This window comes from Williamwhitmania taraxaci (assembly GCF_900096565.1).
GTDB lineage: Bacteria > Bacteroidota > Bacteroidia > Bacteroidales > Williamwhitmaniaceae > Williamwhitmania > Williamwhitmania taraxaci.
Genome location: NZ_FMYP01000055.1, coordinates 1 through 19619, shown reverse-complemented (window position 1 = coordinate 19619; position 19619 = coordinate 1). Strand labels below are relative to the sequence as shown.

At 40.4% G+C, this 19619-nt stretch carries 21 protein-coding genes; 2 read left to right on the top strand and 19 right to left on the bottom strand.

Annotation, left to right across the window (positions count from 1 at the left end; all coding sequences use genetic code 11):
• Nucleotides 1-267: 267 nt before the first annotated feature.
• From hisIE to BLS65_RS13055, 9 genes are all read right to left on the bottom strand, one after another.
• Complete coding sequence (hisIE, locus tag BLS65_RS13095) at nucleotides 268-861, bottom strand: bifunctional phosphoribosyl-AMP cyclohydrolase/phosphoribosyl-ATP diphosphatase HisIE (protein WP_092439726.1); 594 nt, start codon at nucleotides 859-861, stop codon at nucleotides 268-270.
• Entirely contained in the window at nucleotides 858-1610 is a 753-nt protein-coding gene (gene hisF / locus BLS65_RS13090; RefSeq protein ID WP_092439724.1) for an imidazole glycerol phosphate synthase subunit HisF, read from the bottom strand. Before hisF ends, hisIE begins: the two co-directional genes overlap by 4 nt.
• The gene (gene hisA / locus BLS65_RS13085) at nucleotides 1604-2320 is read right to left on the bottom strand and encodes a 1-(5-phosphoribosyl)-5-[(5-phosphoribosylamino)methylideneamino]imidazole-4-carboxamide isomerase (RefSeq protein WP_212590552.1); all 717 of its coding nucleotides are present in this window, start codon (nucleotides 2318-2320) and stop codon (nucleotides 1604-1606) included. Before hisA ends, hisF begins: the two co-directional genes overlap by 7 nt.
• Nucleotides 2314-2892 (bottom strand): imidazole glycerol phosphate synthase subunit HisH, encoded by a 579-nt coding sequence (gene hisH / locus BLS65_RS13080; RefSeq protein WP_092439720.1) that lies wholly within the window; start codon nucleotides 2890-2892, stop codon nucleotides 2314-2316. Before hisH ends, hisA begins: the two co-directional genes overlap by 7 nt.
• Nucleotides 2889-3977, bottom strand: coding sequence for a bifunctional histidinol-phosphatase/imidazoleglycerol-phosphate dehydratase HisB (gene hisB, locus BLS65_RS13075; protein ID WP_092439719.1), 1089 nt, complete (start codon nucleotides 3975-3977; stop codon nucleotides 2889-2891). The genes hisH and hisB overlap by 4 nt, the downstream gene beginning before the upstream one ends.
• A gap of 96 nt (nucleotides 3978-4073) precedes the next feature.
• Nucleotides 4074-5099 (bottom strand): histidinol-phosphate transaminase, encoded by a 1026-nt coding sequence (gene hisC / locus BLS65_RS13070; RefSeq protein WP_092439717.1) that lies wholly within the window; start codon nucleotides 5097-5099, stop codon nucleotides 4074-4076.
• The gene (gene hisD / locus BLS65_RS13065; RefSeq protein WP_092439716.1) at nucleotides 5092-6381 is read right to left on the bottom strand and encodes a histidinol dehydrogenase; all 1290 of its coding nucleotides are present in this window, start codon (nucleotides 6379-6381) and stop codon (nucleotides 5092-5094) included. The genes hisC and hisD overlap by 8 nt, the downstream gene beginning before the upstream one ends.
• A complete protein-coding gene (gene hisG, locus BLS65_RS13060) occupies nucleotides 6381-7238 on the bottom strand; it encodes an ATP phosphoribosyltransferase (protein WP_092439714.1) in 858 nt (285 codons plus the stop codon). Before hisG ends, hisD begins: the two co-directional genes overlap by 1 nt.
• Nucleotides 7239-7510: 272 nt before the next feature.
• Nucleotides 7511-7870, bottom strand: a complete 360-nt coding sequence (locus tag BLS65_RS13055; protein ID WP_092439712.1) for a cupin domain-containing protein — start codon at nucleotides 7868-7870, stop codon at nucleotides 7511-7513.
• 336 nt (nucleotides 7871-8206) lie between these two features.
• Between BLS65_RS13055 and BLS65_RS13050 the strand changes: the two genes are divergently transcribed.
• Together BLS65_RS13050 and BLS65_RS13045 are read left to right on the top strand one after the other, a co-directional pair.
• Nucleotides 8207-8584, top strand: a complete 378-nt coding sequence (locus BLS65_RS13050) for a lipocalin family protein (protein WP_092439710.1) — start codon at nucleotides 8207-8209, stop codon at nucleotides 8582-8584.
• A gap of 244 nt (nucleotides 8585-8828) precedes the next feature.
• On the top strand, nucleotides 8829-11063 hold the full coding sequence (locus BLS65_RS13045) for a glycosyltransferase (protein WP_092439708.1): 2235 nt from the start codon (nucleotides 8829-8831) through the stop codon (nucleotides 11061-11063).
• On the opposite strand, the gene BLS65_RS13040 is transcribed toward BLS65_RS13045, so the two are convergent.
• From BLS65_RS13040 to BLS65_RS13000, 10 genes are all read right to left on the bottom strand, one after another.
• On the bottom strand, nucleotides 11060-12415 hold the full coding sequence (locus tag BLS65_RS13040; protein ID WP_212590551.1) for a glycoside hydrolase family 130 protein: 1356 nt from the start codon (nucleotides 12413-12415) through the stop codon (nucleotides 11060-11062). The genes BLS65_RS13045 and BLS65_RS13040 overlap by 4 nt on opposite strands.
• 400 nt (nucleotides 12416-12815) lie before the next feature.
• Nucleotides 12816-14027, bottom strand: a complete 1212-nt coding sequence (locus tag BLS65_RS13035) for a hypothetical protein (protein ID WP_092439706.1) — start codon at nucleotides 14025-14027, stop codon at nucleotides 12816-12818.
• Between the two features lie 4 nt (nucleotides 14028-14031).
• Nucleotides 14032-14547 (bottom strand): OmpA family protein, encoded by a 516-nt coding sequence (locus BLS65_RS13030; protein ID WP_092439704.1) that lies wholly within the window; start codon nucleotides 14545-14547, stop codon nucleotides 14032-14034.
• Nucleotides 14548-14585: 38 nt separating this feature from the next.
• Nucleotides 14586-15470 (bottom strand): hypothetical protein, encoded by an 885-nt coding sequence (locus BLS65_RS13025; protein ID WP_092439702.1) that lies wholly within the window; start codon nucleotides 15468-15470, stop codon nucleotides 14586-14588.
• 249 nt (nucleotides 15471-15719) lie between these two features.
• The gene (locus BLS65_RS13020; protein WP_092439700.1) at nucleotides 15720-15905 is read right to left on the bottom strand and encodes a CsbD family protein; all 186 of its coding nucleotides are present in this window, start codon (nucleotides 15903-15905) and stop codon (nucleotides 15720-15722) included.
• A 131-nt stretch (nucleotides 15906-16036) separates the two neighbouring features.
• Complete coding sequence (locus BLS65_RS13015; protein ID WP_092439698.1) at nucleotides 16037-17362, bottom strand: ATP-dependent 6-phosphofructokinase; 1326 nt, start codon at nucleotides 17360-17362, stop codon at nucleotides 16037-16039.
• A 184-nt stretch (nucleotides 17363-17546) separates the two neighbouring features.
• Complete coding sequence (locus BLS65_RS13010) at nucleotides 17547-17972, bottom strand: hypothetical protein (RefSeq protein ID WP_092439696.1); 426 nt, start codon at nucleotides 17970-17972, stop codon at nucleotides 17547-17549.
• Nucleotides 17973-18021: 49 nt separating this feature from the next.
• Nucleotides 18022-18240 (bottom strand): hypothetical protein, encoded by a 219-nt coding sequence (locus tag BLS65_RS18025; RefSeq protein ID WP_125869871.1) that lies wholly within the window; start codon nucleotides 18238-18240, stop codon nucleotides 18022-18024.
• 254 nt (nucleotides 18241-18494) lie between these two features.
• The gene (locus tag BLS65_RS13005; RefSeq protein WP_092439694.1) at nucleotides 18495-18902 is read right to left on the bottom strand and encodes a hypothetical protein; all 408 of its coding nucleotides are present in this window, start codon (nucleotides 18900-18902) and stop codon (nucleotides 18495-18497) included.
• A 146-nt stretch (nucleotides 18903-19048) separates the two neighbouring features.
• Nucleotides 19049-19261 (bottom strand): hypothetical protein, encoded by a 213-nt coding sequence (locus BLS65_RS13000; protein ID WP_092439691.1) that lies wholly within the window; start codon nucleotides 19259-19261, stop codon nucleotides 19049-19051.
• Between the last annotated feature and the right edge of the window lie 358 nt (nucleotides 19262-19619).

Here is a 19619-nt window from a genome sequence, read left to right as displayed (position 1 = left end):
TTTGCCGAATAACGACCGATGATGCATACTACACCAAAGGTTCCTAGAAAAGTGTGCTGGTATAAGCGCACTTTCCCATTTTATAGGGATCAAACCTGCAAAAGGAAGCAGAACAACTCCCGCTAGTCGTGCGCTTCGCTCCGGGTCAGTGCATGGGGTCACCCCAACTTAGCGAAGCGATCTCATGAGCGAAGCGAATAAACCACCTTGCCAGCTGTTACTCGCAAATGCTCGTGAGGGCCTCGCTGGCGGGGGGAGCCTTCTGCGCTACTTGCTTTTTCTTCTTTTTTCTAAAACACCTTCAATGTCCTCAAATGTGCAGCCTTTCGCTTTTAGCAGTATTAAATAGTGATACAATAAATCAGCGGCCTCATTCTTAAACAAGTTGTCGTCATTGTCTTTTGCTTCTATCACCAATTCAACGGCTTCTTCACCCACTTTTTGAGCAACTTTGTTGATACCTTTCCTATAAAGTTTGTTGGTGTATGAGGATTCATCATTCTCATCAATCCGTTGATTAATGGTGGCTTGCAAATCATATACAAAACCTTTTGCCGTTACTTCATTAAAGCACGATGTGGAACCGGTGTGGCAAGTTGGCCCCGCTGGTTTTGCTTTAATTAAAAGGGTATCGTTATCGCAATCGATTTGAAGATCTTTTACTTCAAGATAGTTGCCCGACATTTCCCCTTTGGTCCACAGGCGGTTTTTACTTCGACTAAAAAACGTCACCCTGTTTTCGGCTTTCGTTTTCATAAATGCTTCCTCGTTCATATAGCCTAGCATAAGAACTTGAAGTGTGTTATTGTCTTGAATAACCACTGGAACTAGTCCATTTCCTTTTGAAAAATCTATTGTCATCGTATGGGTATTTGTTTGGTTTTTAAATACGCTTTTAGTTCGGGTATGGGTATTTCGCCGTAGTGAAAAACAGTAGCAGCCAATCCTCCTGTTGCTCCTGTTTGCTCAAATACCTCGTGGAAGTGTTGTTTACTGCCAGCACCACCCGAAGCAATTACCGGAATGTTTACGCTTTTAGCCACTTGATTTGTAATGTCTATGGCAAAGCCATTTTTAAGTCCGTCATTGTTCATGGAGGTTAGGAGAATCTCGCCAGCTCCTAACCGCTCTGTTTGCTTGGCCCATTCCACGGTCTTTAATGGGGTAGCGGTTCTTCCTCCGTTTACAAAAACTTTCCATTCACCGTTTTCAAATTTGGTGTCGATGGCAACAACCACACATTGATTTCCAAATTCTTGAGCAATCTCTTTAATTAATTCGGGGCGTTTTACCGCCGAAGAATTTACGCTCACTTTATCGGCTCCCGCTTTTATTAAATTGCGCACATCCTCCACCGAGCTTATTCCTCCACCCACGGTAAAAGGGATGTTGATCTCTGCAGCAATTCGTTGCACCAGGTCAATTAGGGTCTTTCTATACTCAACCGTTGCGGTAATATCTAAAAACACTAATTCGTCTGCACCCTGTTCCACGTATCGTTTGGCTAGCTCAATAGGATCGCCTGCATCTTTAATATTCACAAAGTTGATTCCCTTTACCGTTCGTCCATCTTTAATGTCCAGACACGGTATTATTCTCTTTTTTAGCATAGCTTCTGCAGTTGGGTCAATGTAATTTCACCTTCATAAATAGCTTTCCCCACAATAGCACCTTCGCATCCCAGCTCTTTTAGCTGCATCAAATCATTCAGATTTGAAACGCCTCCACTCGCTATCAGCCTTACGCTGGTCTTTGAGATTATCTCGGCATACAGCTTATTGGATGGCCCTTGTAGCATGCCATCTTTAGCAATGTCGGTGCATATTACATGCTTAATGCCCTCTTTCTGGTAGCGTTTGATGAACTCTATCACGTCCAGCTCGGAGGTTTCAATCCATCCTGAAGTTGCAATTTTTCTGTTCTTACAATCGGCTCCAAGTATGATTTTGTCGCTTCCGTATTGCTTCATCCATTGCATAAAGATATTGGGACTTACAACCGCAATACTGCCTCCTGTAATTTGGTTTGCACCGCTTTCGAATGCGATTCTCACGTCTTCGTTGGATTTTAAACCACCCCCAAAATCAACTTTCAGCTGGGTGCCGGAACAAATACTCTCTAATACCTTGTAATTTACAATGTGTTGCGATTTAGCTCCATCCAAATCTACTAGGTGTAAGTATTGAATTCCATGATCTTCAAAAGATTTGGCAATGTCCAACGGGTTTTCGCTATACACTTTCTTGGTGTTGTAATCGCCCTTCGAGAGTCGAACACATTTACCATCTATAATGTCTATTGCGGGTATTATTCTCATAATTCTAAGAAGTTTCTGAGTATTTGCGCTCCAACTCCAGCCGATTTTTCAGGGTGAAATTGGGTAGCATAAAAATTGTCTTTTTTTAGCGCTGCACTAAAAGGAGAAATGTAATTGCAAACTGCCGTCGTATTATTATTCAGCTCGGCGTAGTAGCTGTGCACATAGTATACATCATCATTTTTATCGATGCCTTTAAATAATTCTCCTTGGATCGATTCAAAATTGTTCCAACCCATGTGAGGCACTTTATCCTTGGGCGGAAACTGTTTTACATCGGCATCAAAAATGCTTAAGCACGAAGTGTTTCCTTCTTCCGATTTATTACACATCAGCTGCAATCCCAAGCATATGCCTAAAAAGGGTTGAGTAACGGATTTGATCACCTCATCCAAACCTCTTTCCTTTAAATGTCTCATGGCGGTGCTTGCCTCTCCAACTCCGGGGAAAATCACTTTTTCTGCGGACAGAATCGTGGCTCTATCATCGGTAATCACACCCTCAAATCCCAGTCTATGTAAGGCATTCTGCATGGACTTAATATTGCCGGCATTGTATTTTATTATGGCTATCATATGGTTCCCTTTGTGCTTGGTATACTGTAGTTTCCTGTGCTGCTTACCGCCATTTTTATTGCTTTTGCAAATGCTTTAAAGATTGCTTCGATTTTGTGATGCTCGTTTTCGCCTTCGGCTTTTATGTTTAGGTTGCACTTTGCCGAATCGCTAAACGATTTAAAGAAGTGCATAAACATTTCTGTGGGCATTTCGCCAACCATTTCGCGTGTAAATTCGGCTTGCCATACCAGCCAAGGTCGGCCACCAAAGTCTATTGCTACCTGGGCAAGACAGTCGTCCATGGGCAATAAAAATCCATAACGCTCAATACCCTTTTTACTCCCTAGAGCATTTAAAACGGCTTCGCCCAAGGTAATCGCAACATCCTCAATGGTGTGATGCTCATCAATTTCTAAATCGCCCTTAACGGTAACATCTAAATCTAAATTGCCGTGCTTAGCGATTTGCTCCAGCATATGGTCGAAGAACCCAATACCCGTATCCAGCTTCGATTTACCACTACCATCGAGGTTCACTGAAACGCATATGTCTGTTTCGTTAGTCTTTCGGGTTACAGAAGCTTTTCTTGGAATGGCTTTTAAGAAGTTGTAAATGGTTGTCCAATTGGTAGTGCATAGCACCGCCTCTTCGTTCCTTTCTCCAATAAAAATACCCTGAGCATTTAGGTTTTTTGCCAGCTCAATATCTGTTGCTCTATCACCAATTACATAAGAGTTGGCTAAATCGTAATCGCCATAGATGTATTTGTTTAGTAATCCGGTCCTTGGTTTTCGGGTAGGCGCATTATCTTCCGGAAAACTTTTGTCAATAAGGATTTCACTAAACACGATGCCTTCATTCTTAAACGCTTGGATAATTTTGTTTTGAGCAGGCCAAAAGGTTTCTTCGGGAAAAGAGTCGGTTCCCAATCCATCCTGATTGGTTACCATAACCAATACGTAATCGAGCTCGGCGGCAATTCTCGCAAGCCATTGAAAAACGCCTGGATAATACTCTAATTTCTCTAAGTTGTCCAGCTGGTAATCTACCGGTGGTTCAATTACCAAGGTTCCATCTCTATCTATAAATAATACTTTTTTCATCTGGTATCTTTTAACTTTTCACTAATTCGGTCATATGGAATATCCGGGAAATAATCAGCCTCGTGTGTGTTAAGGTTATTGATCCTGGATATTTCATTATATATCCTTTAGCGCTTTTACTAATTCATCGTTTTCGTGTGGTGTTCCAATCGAAATTCGAATACAGTTTTCGACCTGTTTGCTTCTATTTCGGGTAATAATATGTTGTGCGACTAAAGCCGTGTATAAACTATCGGCATGCTCTACTTCCAGCAGTAAAAAGTTGGCATCAGAGGGATAGATTTTCTTTACTATTACTAATTCTTGAAGTTGAGCGATTAATCGTTCTTTTTCCTTTAAAATAAGAGTTAACCTTTCGGAATACACTTCAAATTTTGTGAGCGCATCAATGGCCGCTTGTTGGTTAATTTTACTCACATTGTAAGGCGATTTTACTTTGTTGAAGAGCGATATTACCTCACTGTTGGCATAAGCCAACCCAACCCTAGCTGCTGCCAATCCCCACGCTTTACTGAATGTCTGACTAACGATCAGGTTGTTGTATTGATCTATTAAACTTATTAGCGATGCTTCTTTGGCAAAGTCGATGTAAGCCTCATCGATGATAACTATTCCATTGAAATTTTTGAGGATATACTCAACATCACGTTTGTTCATTAAATTGCCTGTTGGGTTATTGGGCGAACAAATGAACAGTAACTTAATACTACTGTCGGCAAAGTAGAGCTTTACCTTTTCCACATCAATTTGAAAGTCTGTGGTAAGCGGAATCGTCAACAGCTCAATGTTATTGATGGCGGACGAGACCTCATACATGCCGTAAGTGGGGGCGAAGGTTAGCGCCTTATCCACCCCCGGGATACAGAATATTCGAAAGGCTAAATCAATCACCTCGTCGCTGCCGTTACCAACAAAAATATTGTTATCGTTTACGGCCTTCAGCGTGGCTAACTTGTGTTTAAGGTCTCGCTGGTGAGGATCTGGATAGCGGTTCAGCTCTCCAAAAGGGTTTTCATTGGCATCGAGGAAAATACCCGCACCACCTGCATACTCATCTCTAGCGCTGGAGTAGGGTTTCAACGCTAGAATGTTTGGACGCACCAATTTTTCGATATCAACCATTATTAATCTCCTTTAGTCTTAGTGTAACTGCATTTTTGTGTGCCATCAACTCTTCGGCTTCGGCCATAATTTCGATGGCTTTCCCAATGTTCTTAATGCCTTCTTTGCTCAACTCTTGGTAGGTAATTTTCTTCACAAAGCTGTCGAGCGACACCCCGCTGTAGGCTTTCGCAAAGCCGTTTGTGGGCAACGTGTGATTGGTGCCGCTGGCATAATCGCCGGCAGACTCGCAGCTGTAATTACCTAAGAATACCGAACCTGCATTGTAAACGCTATCGACAACTCGATTTGCACGCTCCGATGCAATAATTAAGTGCTCCGGGGCATAGCGGTTACTAAATTCGATGCATTCCTCAATACTTTTCATTACGATAGCCTTACTGTTGGATAGCGCATTTAACGCAATTGCTTGTCTTGGTAGCAGTGCTAATTGCTTTTCGACATTTAACAAGCATTGCTTCACAACGCTTTCACTATCGCTCAATAGTATCACTTGACTATCGGCGCCATGCTCTGCTTGCGATAACAAATCAGCGGCTACAAAGCCTGGGTTGCACGTGTCATCCGCAATTATAAGCACCTCGCTTGGTCCGGCCGGCATATCAATAGCCACTCCTGCTTGTTGAACAAGCTCCTTTGCTTTTGTTACGTATTGATTCCCCGGCCCAAATATTTTGTATACCCGAGGAATAGTCTCCGTTCCAAAAGCCATTGCCGCTACTGCTTGAGCACCGCCTACTTTGTAAATTCTCGAAATGCCAACCAGATTGGCGGTATACAGTATGGCAGGGTTTACTTCCTCTTTTTTGTTGGAAGGGGTACACAACACTATTTCTTTGCAGCCGGCTATTTGAGCAGGTATTCCCAGCATTAAAATGGTCGAGAATAATGGAGCACTTCCCCCTGGAATATACAACCCTACTTTCTCGATGGCTACCGATTTCCTCCAGCACTTTACGCCAGGAGCAGTTTCCACTACCTCCTCCTGGCGTTGTTGTGCTTTGTGAAAAGTGCTAATGTTGGTATAAGCAACCCGAATGGCATCTTTCAGCTCTTGCGGTACTTGCTCAATAGCGCTTTGCATTTCATCATCCGAAACGGTTAGGCTATTCAGCTGCACACCATCAAAAACGGCAGCATATTCCTTGAGTGCTTTGTCACCATTTTGCTTAACCTCATTAATAATAGAGGTCACCGTGTGGGTTAATTGCGCTTCATTAATGGCTGGGCGCTTTATTAGCTCTTCCCATTTTTCTCTGCTGGGTTGGTAATATGCCTTCATTATATCACCATTTTATCGATGGGTACAATTAGAATATCTTCGGCTCCGGCTCGCTTCAGCTCATCAATTACTTCCCAGAATTTCTTTTCGTCGATAACAGAGTGTAATGAACTCCAACCTTCTAGCGCTAGCGGTAGTATAGTGGGGCTTTTTAAAACGGGTAGAATTTTTGATACCGCCTCAATTTTCTCATTAGGCACATTCAGCAGAATGTATTTACTGTTTTTAGCTCTTAATACTGCCTTAATTCGAAACAATAACTTCTCTAAAATCTCCTCTTTCTCGGGTGTAAGCTGTAATGATTTTGCCAGAACTGCTTCCGATTTTAGTATTACCTGTGTTTCTCTTAACCCGTTTTTGAATAAAGTGCTTCCAGAACTTACAATGTCACAAATACCATCGGCCAGACCAATGTTGGGTGCTATCTCCACCGAACCCGAGATGGTGTGTATTTCTGCTGTAATGTTGTTTTTATCTAAGTAGGCTTGAAGCGTAACGGGGTAGGATGTAGCAATCCTTTTTCCGTTGAAATAGCTGATGGAATCCTCTGTTACCTCTTTAGGAACGGCTAAGGAAACGCGACATTTCGAGAAGCCCAATTTTGCAACTACCGCTACTTGCTTCTGTTTTTCGATCAATAAGTTATCTCCAACAATGGCTACATCAACCGTTCCATCCTCTATGTATTGTGGAATATCCGAATTGCGTAGGTAGAGTATTTCCAAGGGGAAATTTTCGACAGATACCTTTAGCTGGTCTTTACCATTGTTGATGTCGATTCCACAATCTTTTAGGAGTTTTAACGAATCGTCGTAAAGTCTGCCACTTTTTTGAACTGCAATTTTCAGTTTACTCATATTTTGGTTTTTAGTGCCTGAGTAAACCGGGGAAGGGATATAGAAACAAAAAACCCGCCTGATTTACTCAGACGGGTTTTGAAATATTATGTTATTACACATACCATTTTCAGCTCGCCTGAGGGCCAGAATGAGAATGATGGAGATGTAATGTTAAAAATGTCATTTTTTCTTCTTGTTGAGTTGGCAAAGATACTTTAGTTTTTTAAAAAAGCAAGAAAACTATTTTTTCCTAAAGTTTTTTTGTCAGAAGTAACTACTTTATCTAATATTTAATAGGACTGATCTTGAATTGATTTGGTTATGGAAGACTCAACCTCTCCCGTATGTTTTGTTGTTTTGGTTTCTATTAACATAATTGAGCATTCGTCTATTGAAGAAACTCTATGATTAACTCCTTTTGGAACTACAAACAGATCTCCCGCTTTCATAGTTATTCCGGCTTCATTGTCGATTTCCATTAGAAGTTCACCTTCAATTATGTAAAAAAGTTCATCTTCATTGTCATGATTGTGCCAAGGAACTTCCTGACCTTTTATTTTGGCAATTTTCACATACTGGTCATTAACTTCAGTAATTATTCTTGGGGTGAAGTAATCTTTAACTCCTATTAATTGCTCTTTTACATTCATCCTATTTCGTTTTTTAATTGTAACTGACGATGCGCCTCTAAGTTCCGGCTGGGGGCTATTGCAACATACTGACAATTTCCTAAGCCGAATCGAAGGTATACAATACTTTTTAATTTGCTCATTTCGGCCTCCTTTTACGTCCAATATAGGCTAATCACACACCACCTCCGGATGGAAAACGTAGAGAAGCCGAGTTTATCCGCCAACGAATGTAAGAAATTCAACCACTGCGAAGACGTGTGAATAATGTAACTTTTAAACAAAAGTGTGTAATATGTAGATTATCGGAACACTTATATTTGCTTTTAATGTTGTTACGAACTTTAACAAACGATTATGAAAAAGATCAGCGGTTTGTCAATTGTCGCTTTTGGGATACTATCTGTATTTCTATTTGCATTTTGTGCAAAAGAAAATACTGAGGATAATATGAGTGTAAAAAATTGGAATTTAGAATCAAAGACTATTGCCGGCGTAAATGCTGGAATAGACTGCGACCAAAATGCAAAATGGATTTTTAAATCCGATGGATCATATGTTATCTCCGATAACTGTGATAATACAGAATCAGGGACATGGAAATTGGCGGAGGAAGGGAAAATATTAACATTAGATGAAGTTACTTCTTACAACGTAATAGAGAGTAGTGTAGGTAAACTTGTAATTGAAATGGAAGTGGGCGAAATTGGATTAATCCGATGGTCATTTGATTAATAGGTATACTAGTAGATGTTTTCAGTAGAATACCCTCCACTAGTATCTGGCCCAACTGGCCGCTCAAGAATTATTCATAAATGCAGAGTGACTGTTGCATCAATTGTTCCATCAGGCAAATAGTTACGAAAGAACTAGGAAAAACGTGACTATAATCGTACATTTAGGAAACGCTTCAAAAAGTTGCTCGCAAACTGAGAGACGTATAGCAGAAAAAGATTAGATAGAACATAAACTATAGCGTATGAAATTTGCTTTTATAGCCACTTATCCTCCGCGAGAATGCGGTATTGGTACCTTCACCAACAACCTGTTTAAGTCGATATTGAACAATGATAACAGCAGAAAAAAAGGGAATGAAGGGTTCATTGTTGCCTTAAGCGACCACGATCTCTCATACAATTATCCCGACGAGGTGAAACTAGTCATCAGGCAGGATAATCAAATAGACTATCTGGAGGCCGTAGAATACATAAATTTGAGTGGTGCGGATGTTTGCATCCTTCAGCATGAATTCGGAATTTTTGGTGGACAGGACGGAAAATATATACTGCCCTTATTACATAAGCTAAAAATACCGCTCATCGTCACCTTGCACACCATACTAAAAACTCCCTCTTTTAGCCAAAAGAGCATTATGCAGGAAATCTGCACAATGGCTGACAGAGTAGTGGTTATGAGCCATAAGGCTATCGAGTTTCTGGAGGAGATTTACAATGTGCCCAAGGAAAAAATCTCCCTATTCGAGCATGGCGTACCTGATATTCAGTTTAGTCCAGAGAAATGCCGAAAGGAGTTCAAACTCGAAAAAAGGAAGGTGTTGCTCACCTTTGGTTTTGTTGGCCGCAACAAAGGACTAGAAACAGTCATCAAAGCATTGCCCGAAATTGTTGAAAAATATCCTGAAGTGCTCTATATTATATTGGGCAAAACTCATCCCAATGTTTTGCGCGAATCAGGCGAAGAATACCGCATCTACTTGATGCGACTGGCAAAAAGCCTGCAGGTGGAAAAGAATGTGGTATTCCTTAACAAATTTCTGGATGAACAAGATTTGTTTAAATATCTCTATGCGTGCGATATTTATATTACGCCATATTTGAATGAAGCTCAGATAACCAGTGGCACCCTCTCCTATGCAGTAGGAATTGGTGCTGGCGTTGTTTCTACTCCATATTGGCATGCTGCCGAATTGTTGGCCGATGAAAGAGGAAAGTTGTTCGATTTTGGCGATCACAAGAGTCTATCTACTTTACTGATAGAGCTATTTGATAAGCCTCATGAGTTAAGTGCGATGAAGCAAAATGCCTACGAATATGGATTAGGCATCACTTGGCCAAAAACTGGAGAGAAATACCTAGAGGCTGCTGAGCAAATCGTAAAAGATGAGCCTAAAGTGGTTGAACAAGCAGCAGGAGAACTCGATCTTTTGGTTCTACCTCCCTTCTCGCTCGACCATATCAATCGGATGACGGATGATACTGGCATCATACAACATGCTGAATTTGGTATTCCTAACTTGAAGGAAGGGTATTGCATGGATGATAATGCTCGGGCTTTGCTGATGGTGGTTATGCACTACCGGCAAATGAAAAATCAAAGAGCGCTCGAATTGTCTACCATCTATTTGAGTTACATTCATTACATGCAAAACTCCGATGGTACTTTCCGGAACTTTCTAAGCTTCAGCCGAAACTTTTTGGATGAGGTTGGTTCCGAAGATTCTTTTGGCCGTACCATTTGGGCACTTGGGTTTCTGTTGGGTAATGCACCTAATAACGCCTTTTACCAAGCAGGGAAGCAGATATTCTTTAATGCCACGCCCAATTTCGAAAAGTTAAAGTCCATCAGAAGTATCGCCAACACTATCATTGGTATTTGTTACTATTTGAAAAGCGCCCCTTCTGATGAAAATATGATAGAGAAGTTGCGGCATCTTGTCAATATACTGGTAAGGCATTATAATGAAAACAGGACGCCCGACTGGCAATGGTTTGAGCAAGTAATTGCTTATGATAATGGGTTTTTACCGTTGGCGCTTTTACATGCAGCAGAGATATTGAATGATGAAAAAGTAAAAAAAGCGGCTATCGAATCGATGAATTTTCTTACAAAAGTAACGTTGAAGGACAATAATTTATCAATTGTTGGGAATGAAAATTGGTACCATAAAGATGGCGAACGGTCTATCTTCTCACAGCAACCGGTTGATGCTATGGCAATGGTTCTAATGTATCATCAGGCGTTTCGTTTAACTTCAGAAAAAGAGTATCTCAGCAAAATGTATGCTTGCTTCTTATGGTTTATAGGCGAAAATGATTTGAAAGTGAACCTCTACGACTTTGAAACCAAAGGCTGCTGCGATGGCTTTGACATAAACGGTGTTAACCGTAATCAGGGAGCCGAAAGCACGCTGGCCTATTTGATTTCTTATCTGGCTGTTTTACAGGCTCACGATGAATTCGGTAAGGCTAATTAAGCCTTACCTGAGTTTTTTAATTCATTCAACAGTTCCTTTAAATTGATCGAGGCGTAAGTGGATGAATAATCGGACTTGGCATAAGGTAAGATTAGGTTCTCATTATGGACCATCGATCCGCAGGAATATACAACATTAGGCACATAGCCTTCTCTCTCATCTGAATTGGGAGACAATAACGGTTGGCTTAACCGGCCTATTTCAATTTCAGGATTTTGGAGATCGAATAATGATGCCCCTATAGCGTATTCGCGCATGGGGCCAACGCCGTGGGTGAGCACCAGCCATCCTTCGTCTGTTTCTATGGGCGAACCACAGTTTCCAATCTGTACCAATTCCCAAGGGAATTTAGGCTGCTGTATTAGTTTTGCTTCACGCCAAATGTTTATGTTATCCGAAAAAGCAATATAATTATTGAACCCATCTAACCGGCAAAGCATTGCATATTTGCCATTTATTTTTCTAGGAAACAGCGCCATCCCCTTATTCTGAGCAATTTCACCATGGACTGGTAAACTTTTGAAATAATAAAAATCTGTTGTGTAGAGTAACTTTGGCAGTATTGTACTGCCATTATATGCAGTGTATGTGGCGTAGTATGTTGTTTCCCCATTATCATCGGTAAACTTGACGAAGCGGGCATCTTCAATACCATTTCTTTCATTCATCGAAACTGGAAAAATTACCCTTTCCGATATGTATGTATCTATTGAAAATTGAAGTTCGTAATGAGAGGATGCTAACCAAACTATTTGGCTGATCAACAATTCTTTATCCGCAGCAAGATGAAGACTACTTCTTACTTCTTCAACGACTCTCTTTAGGTCTTCATAAGTAAAACTATCGCTTAGTTTATCGAGAATCACTTCGGGAGGAACAATTGAATGAAAGTCCATTTCTTCCAACTTGCTAGTAAACGACTTTTTATCGTAGACATGCCGTGTGATATTCTGGGCCTCCTCCAGCATCTTTCCAATGGGTTCGATGGTAAGACTGCTGTGTTTATCCAAAATTCCCGTTCGAAATACGATGGACGAAATATGTCCCTCTCCGGTAGCCCTCAAACTTATAATTACCCTTTTTTCATCCTTGCTTATCTCCGACTGATCGGGGTGTTCCATTATGGAAGGATTAAATAGGGCTGCGGAATCAACGGAATACTCCATGGTAAAGTAAGAACCAATTAGCATTCTCCGGTTATAATCGAGCGAATTAGGATCAATTTTTAGCTGGTCAAACAAAGGAGCGTTTCTGTTAAAATGCCTTTCAAAGATTGCACTGATATTCCGATGCCGAAGTGAATAATCTCTTAAGACAGGTCTTAAGAGAGAATGTGCTTCGATTTCTGTCATACCCATTACCGTTTGGATAATTCCTTTTGCTCTTTCGTCGGATATATATAAAAAACGTGCAATGACTCTGGATGAATCTGGCAGAAATTTTAAATCTTTTCGATTTATTGAAACTTGCATAGCTGTCATTAATTTTTCTAAAGGTAGTCTCTATATTGTGAATAAGTCGTTTTTGCCCTTCTTATCTTCCATAACTTTAGCGATGAGTATGGAATTGGTTAATCTGTGGATATCGAATTAAACTGTTTAAATCTAATATATTGCCTAACGGCTGAAGGAATACTACTAGGGCTCACCAGAATTGGCGAGCCCTTTAAGAGTAACGAGGAGATGATAGCAACTATACAGGTGATATCTTTTAGTCGACTATCAGTCCTTCCAATTTTTCCTTATCATTTGTTCAAACCTTTGCGTTGGCCAACTCCTTTGCCTGACCAATCCAATTATCCCGTTCAATTCGGTTTGGAGAAATATCTAACGCCTCAGCAAGCGATTTTGCGTCAACTGCCGTTAACTTACTAATCTGATCAAATGTGTAAATGTTAATCAGATTAAGCCTCTCCTCAATCCATGAGCTAATTCCCTTTATTTGAGTCAAGTTGTTGGCTTGGTGCTCAAGGGCAAGTCCAATTCTGTCGTAGGAAATCTTATTCTTTTGTTCCTGAATTTTCTTAAGAAGATTCGCCTTCTTTCCTTCGATTTTGACTAGTTCTTTCGCCTGCGCTATCCATTCATCCCGCTCAATTCTTCCTGGGAAGAATTCAATGGCTTCGGTAACAAGGTCAATGTCCTCTTCGTTAAAATTTGCTATCTGCCGAAAAGTAAAGATATCCAAAGCATTAAGTTTAGCCTCAATCCATCCGCCTATGCCGCTAATAGAGGTGAGGTCGTTCGCTTCGTCTTTGTGGGCAATTCCAATTCGATGAAAATAAATACGGGTCTTTCGAGTTCTTATGCGCTCCAAGGCCTCTTCCCTTATCTTTTCATCCTCTACTAACTCCTTAGCCTGTGCAACCCACTCGTCGCGTTCAATCCTACCAGCAAAATACTCAATGGCAAGGTTTATCTTTTCAATATCCAGTGGAGTGAATTTACTTATCTGCTTAAATGAGTAAATATCAACCGCATGCAGCCGTTCTTCAATGAACGGACCTATACCGCTAATCATTTGAAGATTATCCTGTTCCTCCTTTGTTGAGGTGCCAAAACTACTGTAGTCCAGCAAATGTTTACGCTGGCTAATTTCCAACAGAGCTTGATCCTGCAACTTCTGTTTTGCATTAGCATTTTTCAGCGTTAGGCTCTCATTTTCATTTTCAACTTTTGCCTTATTTATGTTAAGCGTGTGGATCTCCTTGGTAAGCTGCACCAACTCACTCTTACTGTCGCTAATGCTCTTTTTTAGATCACCGTTTTCAGCCACAAGTTTGGCGTTTTGGATTTTTAGCGCTTCCAATTGCGATTCAAGTCTTTTTTTATCTGTTTTGTATAAGGACTTGAAGTAGAGCCATGCAGTTACATATCCAATGATTGCTGAACCCAGCAATAGGGCTAGTATAATTAAGGTTGCCTCACCTCGTGTTTGTACTAGTAATAAGATAAATCTGCTCATATTTTTATTTTTTAAGGGTTACGACAGATCTCCGGTTATCGGCTCTACCCAAAATGGTGCTATTATCGGTAATTGGTTCCTTTTCTCCCTTCGATTCAATGCTAATTCTGTTGGCCGAAATTCCCTTGCTTTCGAAATATTGTTGCATGGATTGGGCTCTTCGATAACCCAACGCCTGGTTATACTTATCGGTTCCAATAGCATCGGTATAGCCTGTTATGCTAAGTTTTGCCATTGAATCTTGATTCATATAGGCATTTGATTCGTCGAAGTATTGGCTCGCTTCTTGGTTTGCCTCGAAGGCTGAATTATCAAAAGCAAAGTGGACTACCAGGTCCTGGGGTATTAATGCTTGCTTTACAGTATCTGGGGGAGATACCTTGGTATCGTGATGGCTCTCTGCCACCACGATGGTTGTTTGCTGCTCATTGCAAAGACCCTTTACTTTGCACACATATACATACGTTGAGAAAGCGGACCAGCAAGCAAATGCAATAAATCCAATGAATAGAATTCTCATGGCTATGAATTATTTAGGTATTACAAATAGGTAACAACCTATCTGATATGTCGAAAATCCATCAATCTAAATCCATCTGGGTCATCGTTGGTAATCCTACGTGAATTATAGTAGTAGAGATTTCCATCTACATCAAAAATCATTTCAAAACATTTTCCTGCACTCATACTCTTGCTTGGCCCAACGTGTAAGAGAAAAAGGGCATTCTTTGGATTTGCCTCGACGGCTTTCCGCATTTCTTCAGCAGAGAGCAACTTCACAAAATTCGGGTAAGAATCTTTTATCTTCTCGCTTGAATTGGCTTCTGGCGCTAAGTTATCCTTAAGTATAAGCAACTCCTTATCCTGAAACCCCGACGAGTTGTAGTAGCTTAACCCGCTCAAGGAGATAAGGAACCGTTTCTTTTCGAGATTTCTGGCATGTATCTGCACAAACTTAACAATTGCTGGAATGGCATAACTATAGTTTAAGGAAGCGTCGTCGGAGTATAAAAGTGGTATGCTGCATAACTCGGGCATATTAGTCATGTCTTGCGATTTATCGCCCAGAACGAGGCTAACATAATTGTAACTCACGCCACCGGGATCCATCCCAAAAACATTTTTCATGAGTACTAAGAACGAATACTTTGAATCGAATCTACGTTTTTCGAACTCCGTTGCATCGATAAACTCGTATGGTGTCGATTTCCAGTGCTTTTCCACCGCATCCTTTATGTAGGCGTTGTATGGATCGGGGCCATTCTCAAGAACAACACACGTAGTTGAGTTAATGAACATCCCTATTTGTTTCTGCGAAGCCAGAGGAGTATTGGCCATTGCCATACCGCTAAAAAGCATAATCGCAACTACAAGAGTATGCTTTTGGGAGTTGATTCCAGCCAGAAGCACCCTTAAGGCATAGGCAATATGTTGTTTCTTCATGGTTTCTATTTTAGTTATAGTTTAAGTCATCAAGTTCTTAAAAGCAGTGTAACGCGTGTATATAAGTTTTCTCGATTACAAAGTAAAACAACTGACGACCATAAGTGTTACACAAATCCTGCTAAGAATTACATAATTCACACTTCAAAAAGGCGTATTGTCATGTTTAAAAAAACAGAGAGGGTAGGATAATGCCTTGTAATATTGCTATCAATGCCCGATAAGCAATAATACAAATAGCTAGTCTCCCTATTTTAAGTCGTTTATTATTACTCTGACCTCTTCCTCTGATTTACCAAGTTTATAGCCAAGCAATTCCACCATTACTTTTTCCTTACCTTCGCTAAAGCGTAAATCGTCGTCGGTGATATTTGGATATTCCAGCTTGAGTTTCTCCTTTCGCTCATTCCAAAATCCAACATTGGCATCTTTCATCGTGCTAAATTTTTAGTTGAGACATATTTTGAATTATATGGCAAAGATACCATTCAACCGAAATACATTTGTTACACAATTATTTACACTATTTGCATATTTCACAGGTAAGGTTAAAGGCCGATCCGTCGTTATTGTTTTTTCATGCTTGCGGGCTGCCCTGTGGTTTCGATTACATTCCACCACAATTCACCTTCTACATCTATCTCCTTGCGTTTCGAAACGGAGATTGGAATAGGGAGTAGTGTAAAATTGCTATTCCAATGGCCTACAACAAAATCGGTTTTACCAGCCATTGCTGCGTGAACAGCATTTTGGGCCAGAAGCCCACAAAATTTGCTGTCGTTAGCATTGGCCGGAGCACTTCGGATTATGTAGCTTGGGTCAATATACTTGAGGACAAATGGAAAACCTTTCGCTTCGAATTCCTCCGTAATTTTCTCCTTCAGGAACAATCCAATATCCTTATTTTTAATATTTCCCGAGGCATCTTTTTCTAAGGTAGCGCTATCGAAAAAGTGTTGTCCTGCACCTTCAGCCACAACGATGAGGGCATGATGGCGATTCTCGAGTCGGCGCTGCAATACATTCAAAAAGCCATTGGACCCATCCATGTCAAATGCCATCTCGGGAATGAGCACAAGGTTAACCTCATGCACCGACAGCGCTGCATGAGCAGCAATAAATCCAGAGTTGCGGCCCATGAGCTTTACAATCGCAATACCGTTATACGCTCCAATGGCCTCGTTGTGAGCATAGCGAATAATGTCGTTGGCAATGGTAAAGGCTGTTTCGAACCCAAACGATTTATCAATAAAATTAATGTCGTTATCGATGGTTTTGGGAATTCCGGCAACAGAAATATTAAGGTTCCGTCGATGTATCTCCTGGTGTATGGCATGTGCCCCGCGTAGGGTTCCATCACCACCAATACAAAATAGAATGTTTATGTTCAGTTTGCTTAGCCTATCAACAATCTGAACTATATCCTGATCTCCTCGCGAGGTTCCAAGAACTGTTCCCCCAAAAAAATGTATTTTATCCACGCTCTGTGGAGTCAATTCAACCTCCTGATGGTTATACTTGGCAATAAAGCCTTCGTACCCGTAACGTATGCCAACAATTTGTTTTACCTTATACCGGTAATATAATTGGTTTACAACACTCTGGATAACATTATTTACCCCTGGGCATAATCCACCGCAGGTAACTATAGCAACCTTTGTATTGGATGGATTAAAATAAAGATATTCGTGCGGTCCCGCTATTTCGAATGAAATGGGAGTTTTACTTGTCTCCACATCTTGCTTATAGTTGCTAAGCGTAGTATTTATTAGCACCCTATCATCGTTCTCTATAAACCCAAAGGCCGTGCCATCGGATAGAGAAGATGGCGTAAGCTTCGATTTGACTTCTGCTCGGCCTAGCACTTTAACTTTAAAATCGTCGTGTGTCATGGATCGAAAATATATTTTGTGAAATGCGATGTCGATATACAGTTGCGGGTTTATCAGCGTTACACCACATCTCTCCCAATAAAAACCAGCAAAGGAAAATGGGTTGTTGCACGGTTTAACTCCTCTTCCTTTTTGGTAGGCACAATGAGAAGTGGGATTGAGGTATGGTGCAAAAGGACAGTGATTATTTGATCTTTACACTGTCGACTTGATATTCCGAATCGCCATGCCAAAAAAGAACTCCGTTTCTTTGGCGATAGTGCACAATCACCATTTGTCCTTGTGATGTATCGAGTTGCATTGCCAACTTTTTATCGGTTACCGAGAACAAGAACTTCTCAGAAGCAAGGGCCACATTGGCATTGCTGGATATACTGCTGAGGATCATCTCTCCTTCGTAGGTTTTAACAATATTGCCCTTGTGGGAGAATTTTTGCAGCAAGCCTGCCCGGTATCCATCGCTGTAGATATAAAAAAATTTTCCGTAGATGAATATGCCAATCAAAATGATCGTTATGGCAATAAACCATCGAAACGCATTTCTCTTTTTTCGCTTCACCCCATACCATTTCGACAATGGGAAGACCACTGATTTTCGTTCGGTCGACATACCCTGTGCTATTAAATAAAACTAACGCAACTTTTAGACGTTGCTAATCCTACAACCTCTTAGAAACAAACCATCCTAGCACAACGCCTACGCCGAGACTAATAAGAATTTGGGTCCAGTTCCAATGCGCCATATTCATCGACATGCGCCCGTGTGCACCATTTAACCAGCCAGAACCACCAAAATACATTACTAACAATACAATAACTACTATTGCAAGGATGTAAACCAGTGTTTTGTTTGACGAGTTTGATCTCTTTGCGCTCATAAATATCCTCCAATTAAATTAGTTTTGAATGCCTAATACCCGCTTTCTCCCGATGGGAATACTACTGCCCATTTGCCCTATAATAGGGACTGATTGTATGCCAGTAATGGATTGCGGAGTTCATAACTATACACCAACACAGAAGTTATGCAGGGCATAATCCTTGAATTTCCACGTTATCAGTGATTTTGTTAAATACTAACACTTTCCAAAGCAGAAACAAAAGATAATTTAACCAACTATAAACAATCGATTCATCGCTTCCTTGAAAAATGTGTTCTGGAAATCTCAATACCAGAAGGATATGAAATATCTCCTTGTTCTTCAGCAGTAATGAATATTTCTGAAACTTTAAACGGGGTCGTAGTTTTAAGATAAGATTTTTTTGCATTTTTATTGATCAATTGACCAATATTCACAGTGCCATTATTCTCGGTTACAATCCAAACAATGTAATTGTTTTTTGGAGGATTAAGTCTGTCAGCACTCGCCATATTCTTAGCAGTTACCTCAATTACATAGTTTTTATTTTTATCTTGCTTCATTTCTGCAGTTATTACTGCTGCTGGTGTAACACTCGACACTGGAAATTTTGCAGTTGAAGCACATGAAACTAAACACAAAACAACTGCTCCAAATACTAACTTATTTATTGTTTTCATAATACATCATTTAAATCTCAAATCCTACTTTTATGGTTTTTCGGAAACTACCCCTTTAAAATGTATGGTCATTTTTGATGTAAGTTTTGACTTGCCAACTTCTTAAGGTTCAGGCACAATCTTTGGCAACGAAATGAGCGAAGAAATTACTGCTTCTTCAACCCAAACAAAAAGATGCCCCCACCAACTACCATGACCACAATTCCCGCTATGGGCGACCATGCTACGTTGTGGTTTTTGTTTTTTGATACCTGTATCTCGCCCAAGTCAACAACCTTCTCTCGGGTAACATAGCTAAATCCAGTAATTAGGGTAATGGCCAACCCAATTGCCATAATGATAATTCCAACTTTCTTCATAACGACTGTTTATTATGGTTTAAACTATTTAATGATTATTAATGATAGTTGTGTTGCTTGGAGCAGAACGATTATTGCACCGGCTACGAAGATGTATATTCCGCCATCGTTGCGTATAAGCTCCCCGTGCCTTTTTCATGACACAACTTCTTCGTGAGCCAATTTCGACAACAAAGATCTACTTATAGAACACCGAAAGCGTTACACAAGTATAGAAAAGAGTTACATATATCACAGGTTTTCCAAATCATTGGAGTGCATACTCTCAATAGTTCGGTAATAACTAGTGTAAATATTTGACAATCAGAAAAATAGGCGTGAATAAATTTGAATAAGACCTTAGAAATCAGTATCTTAA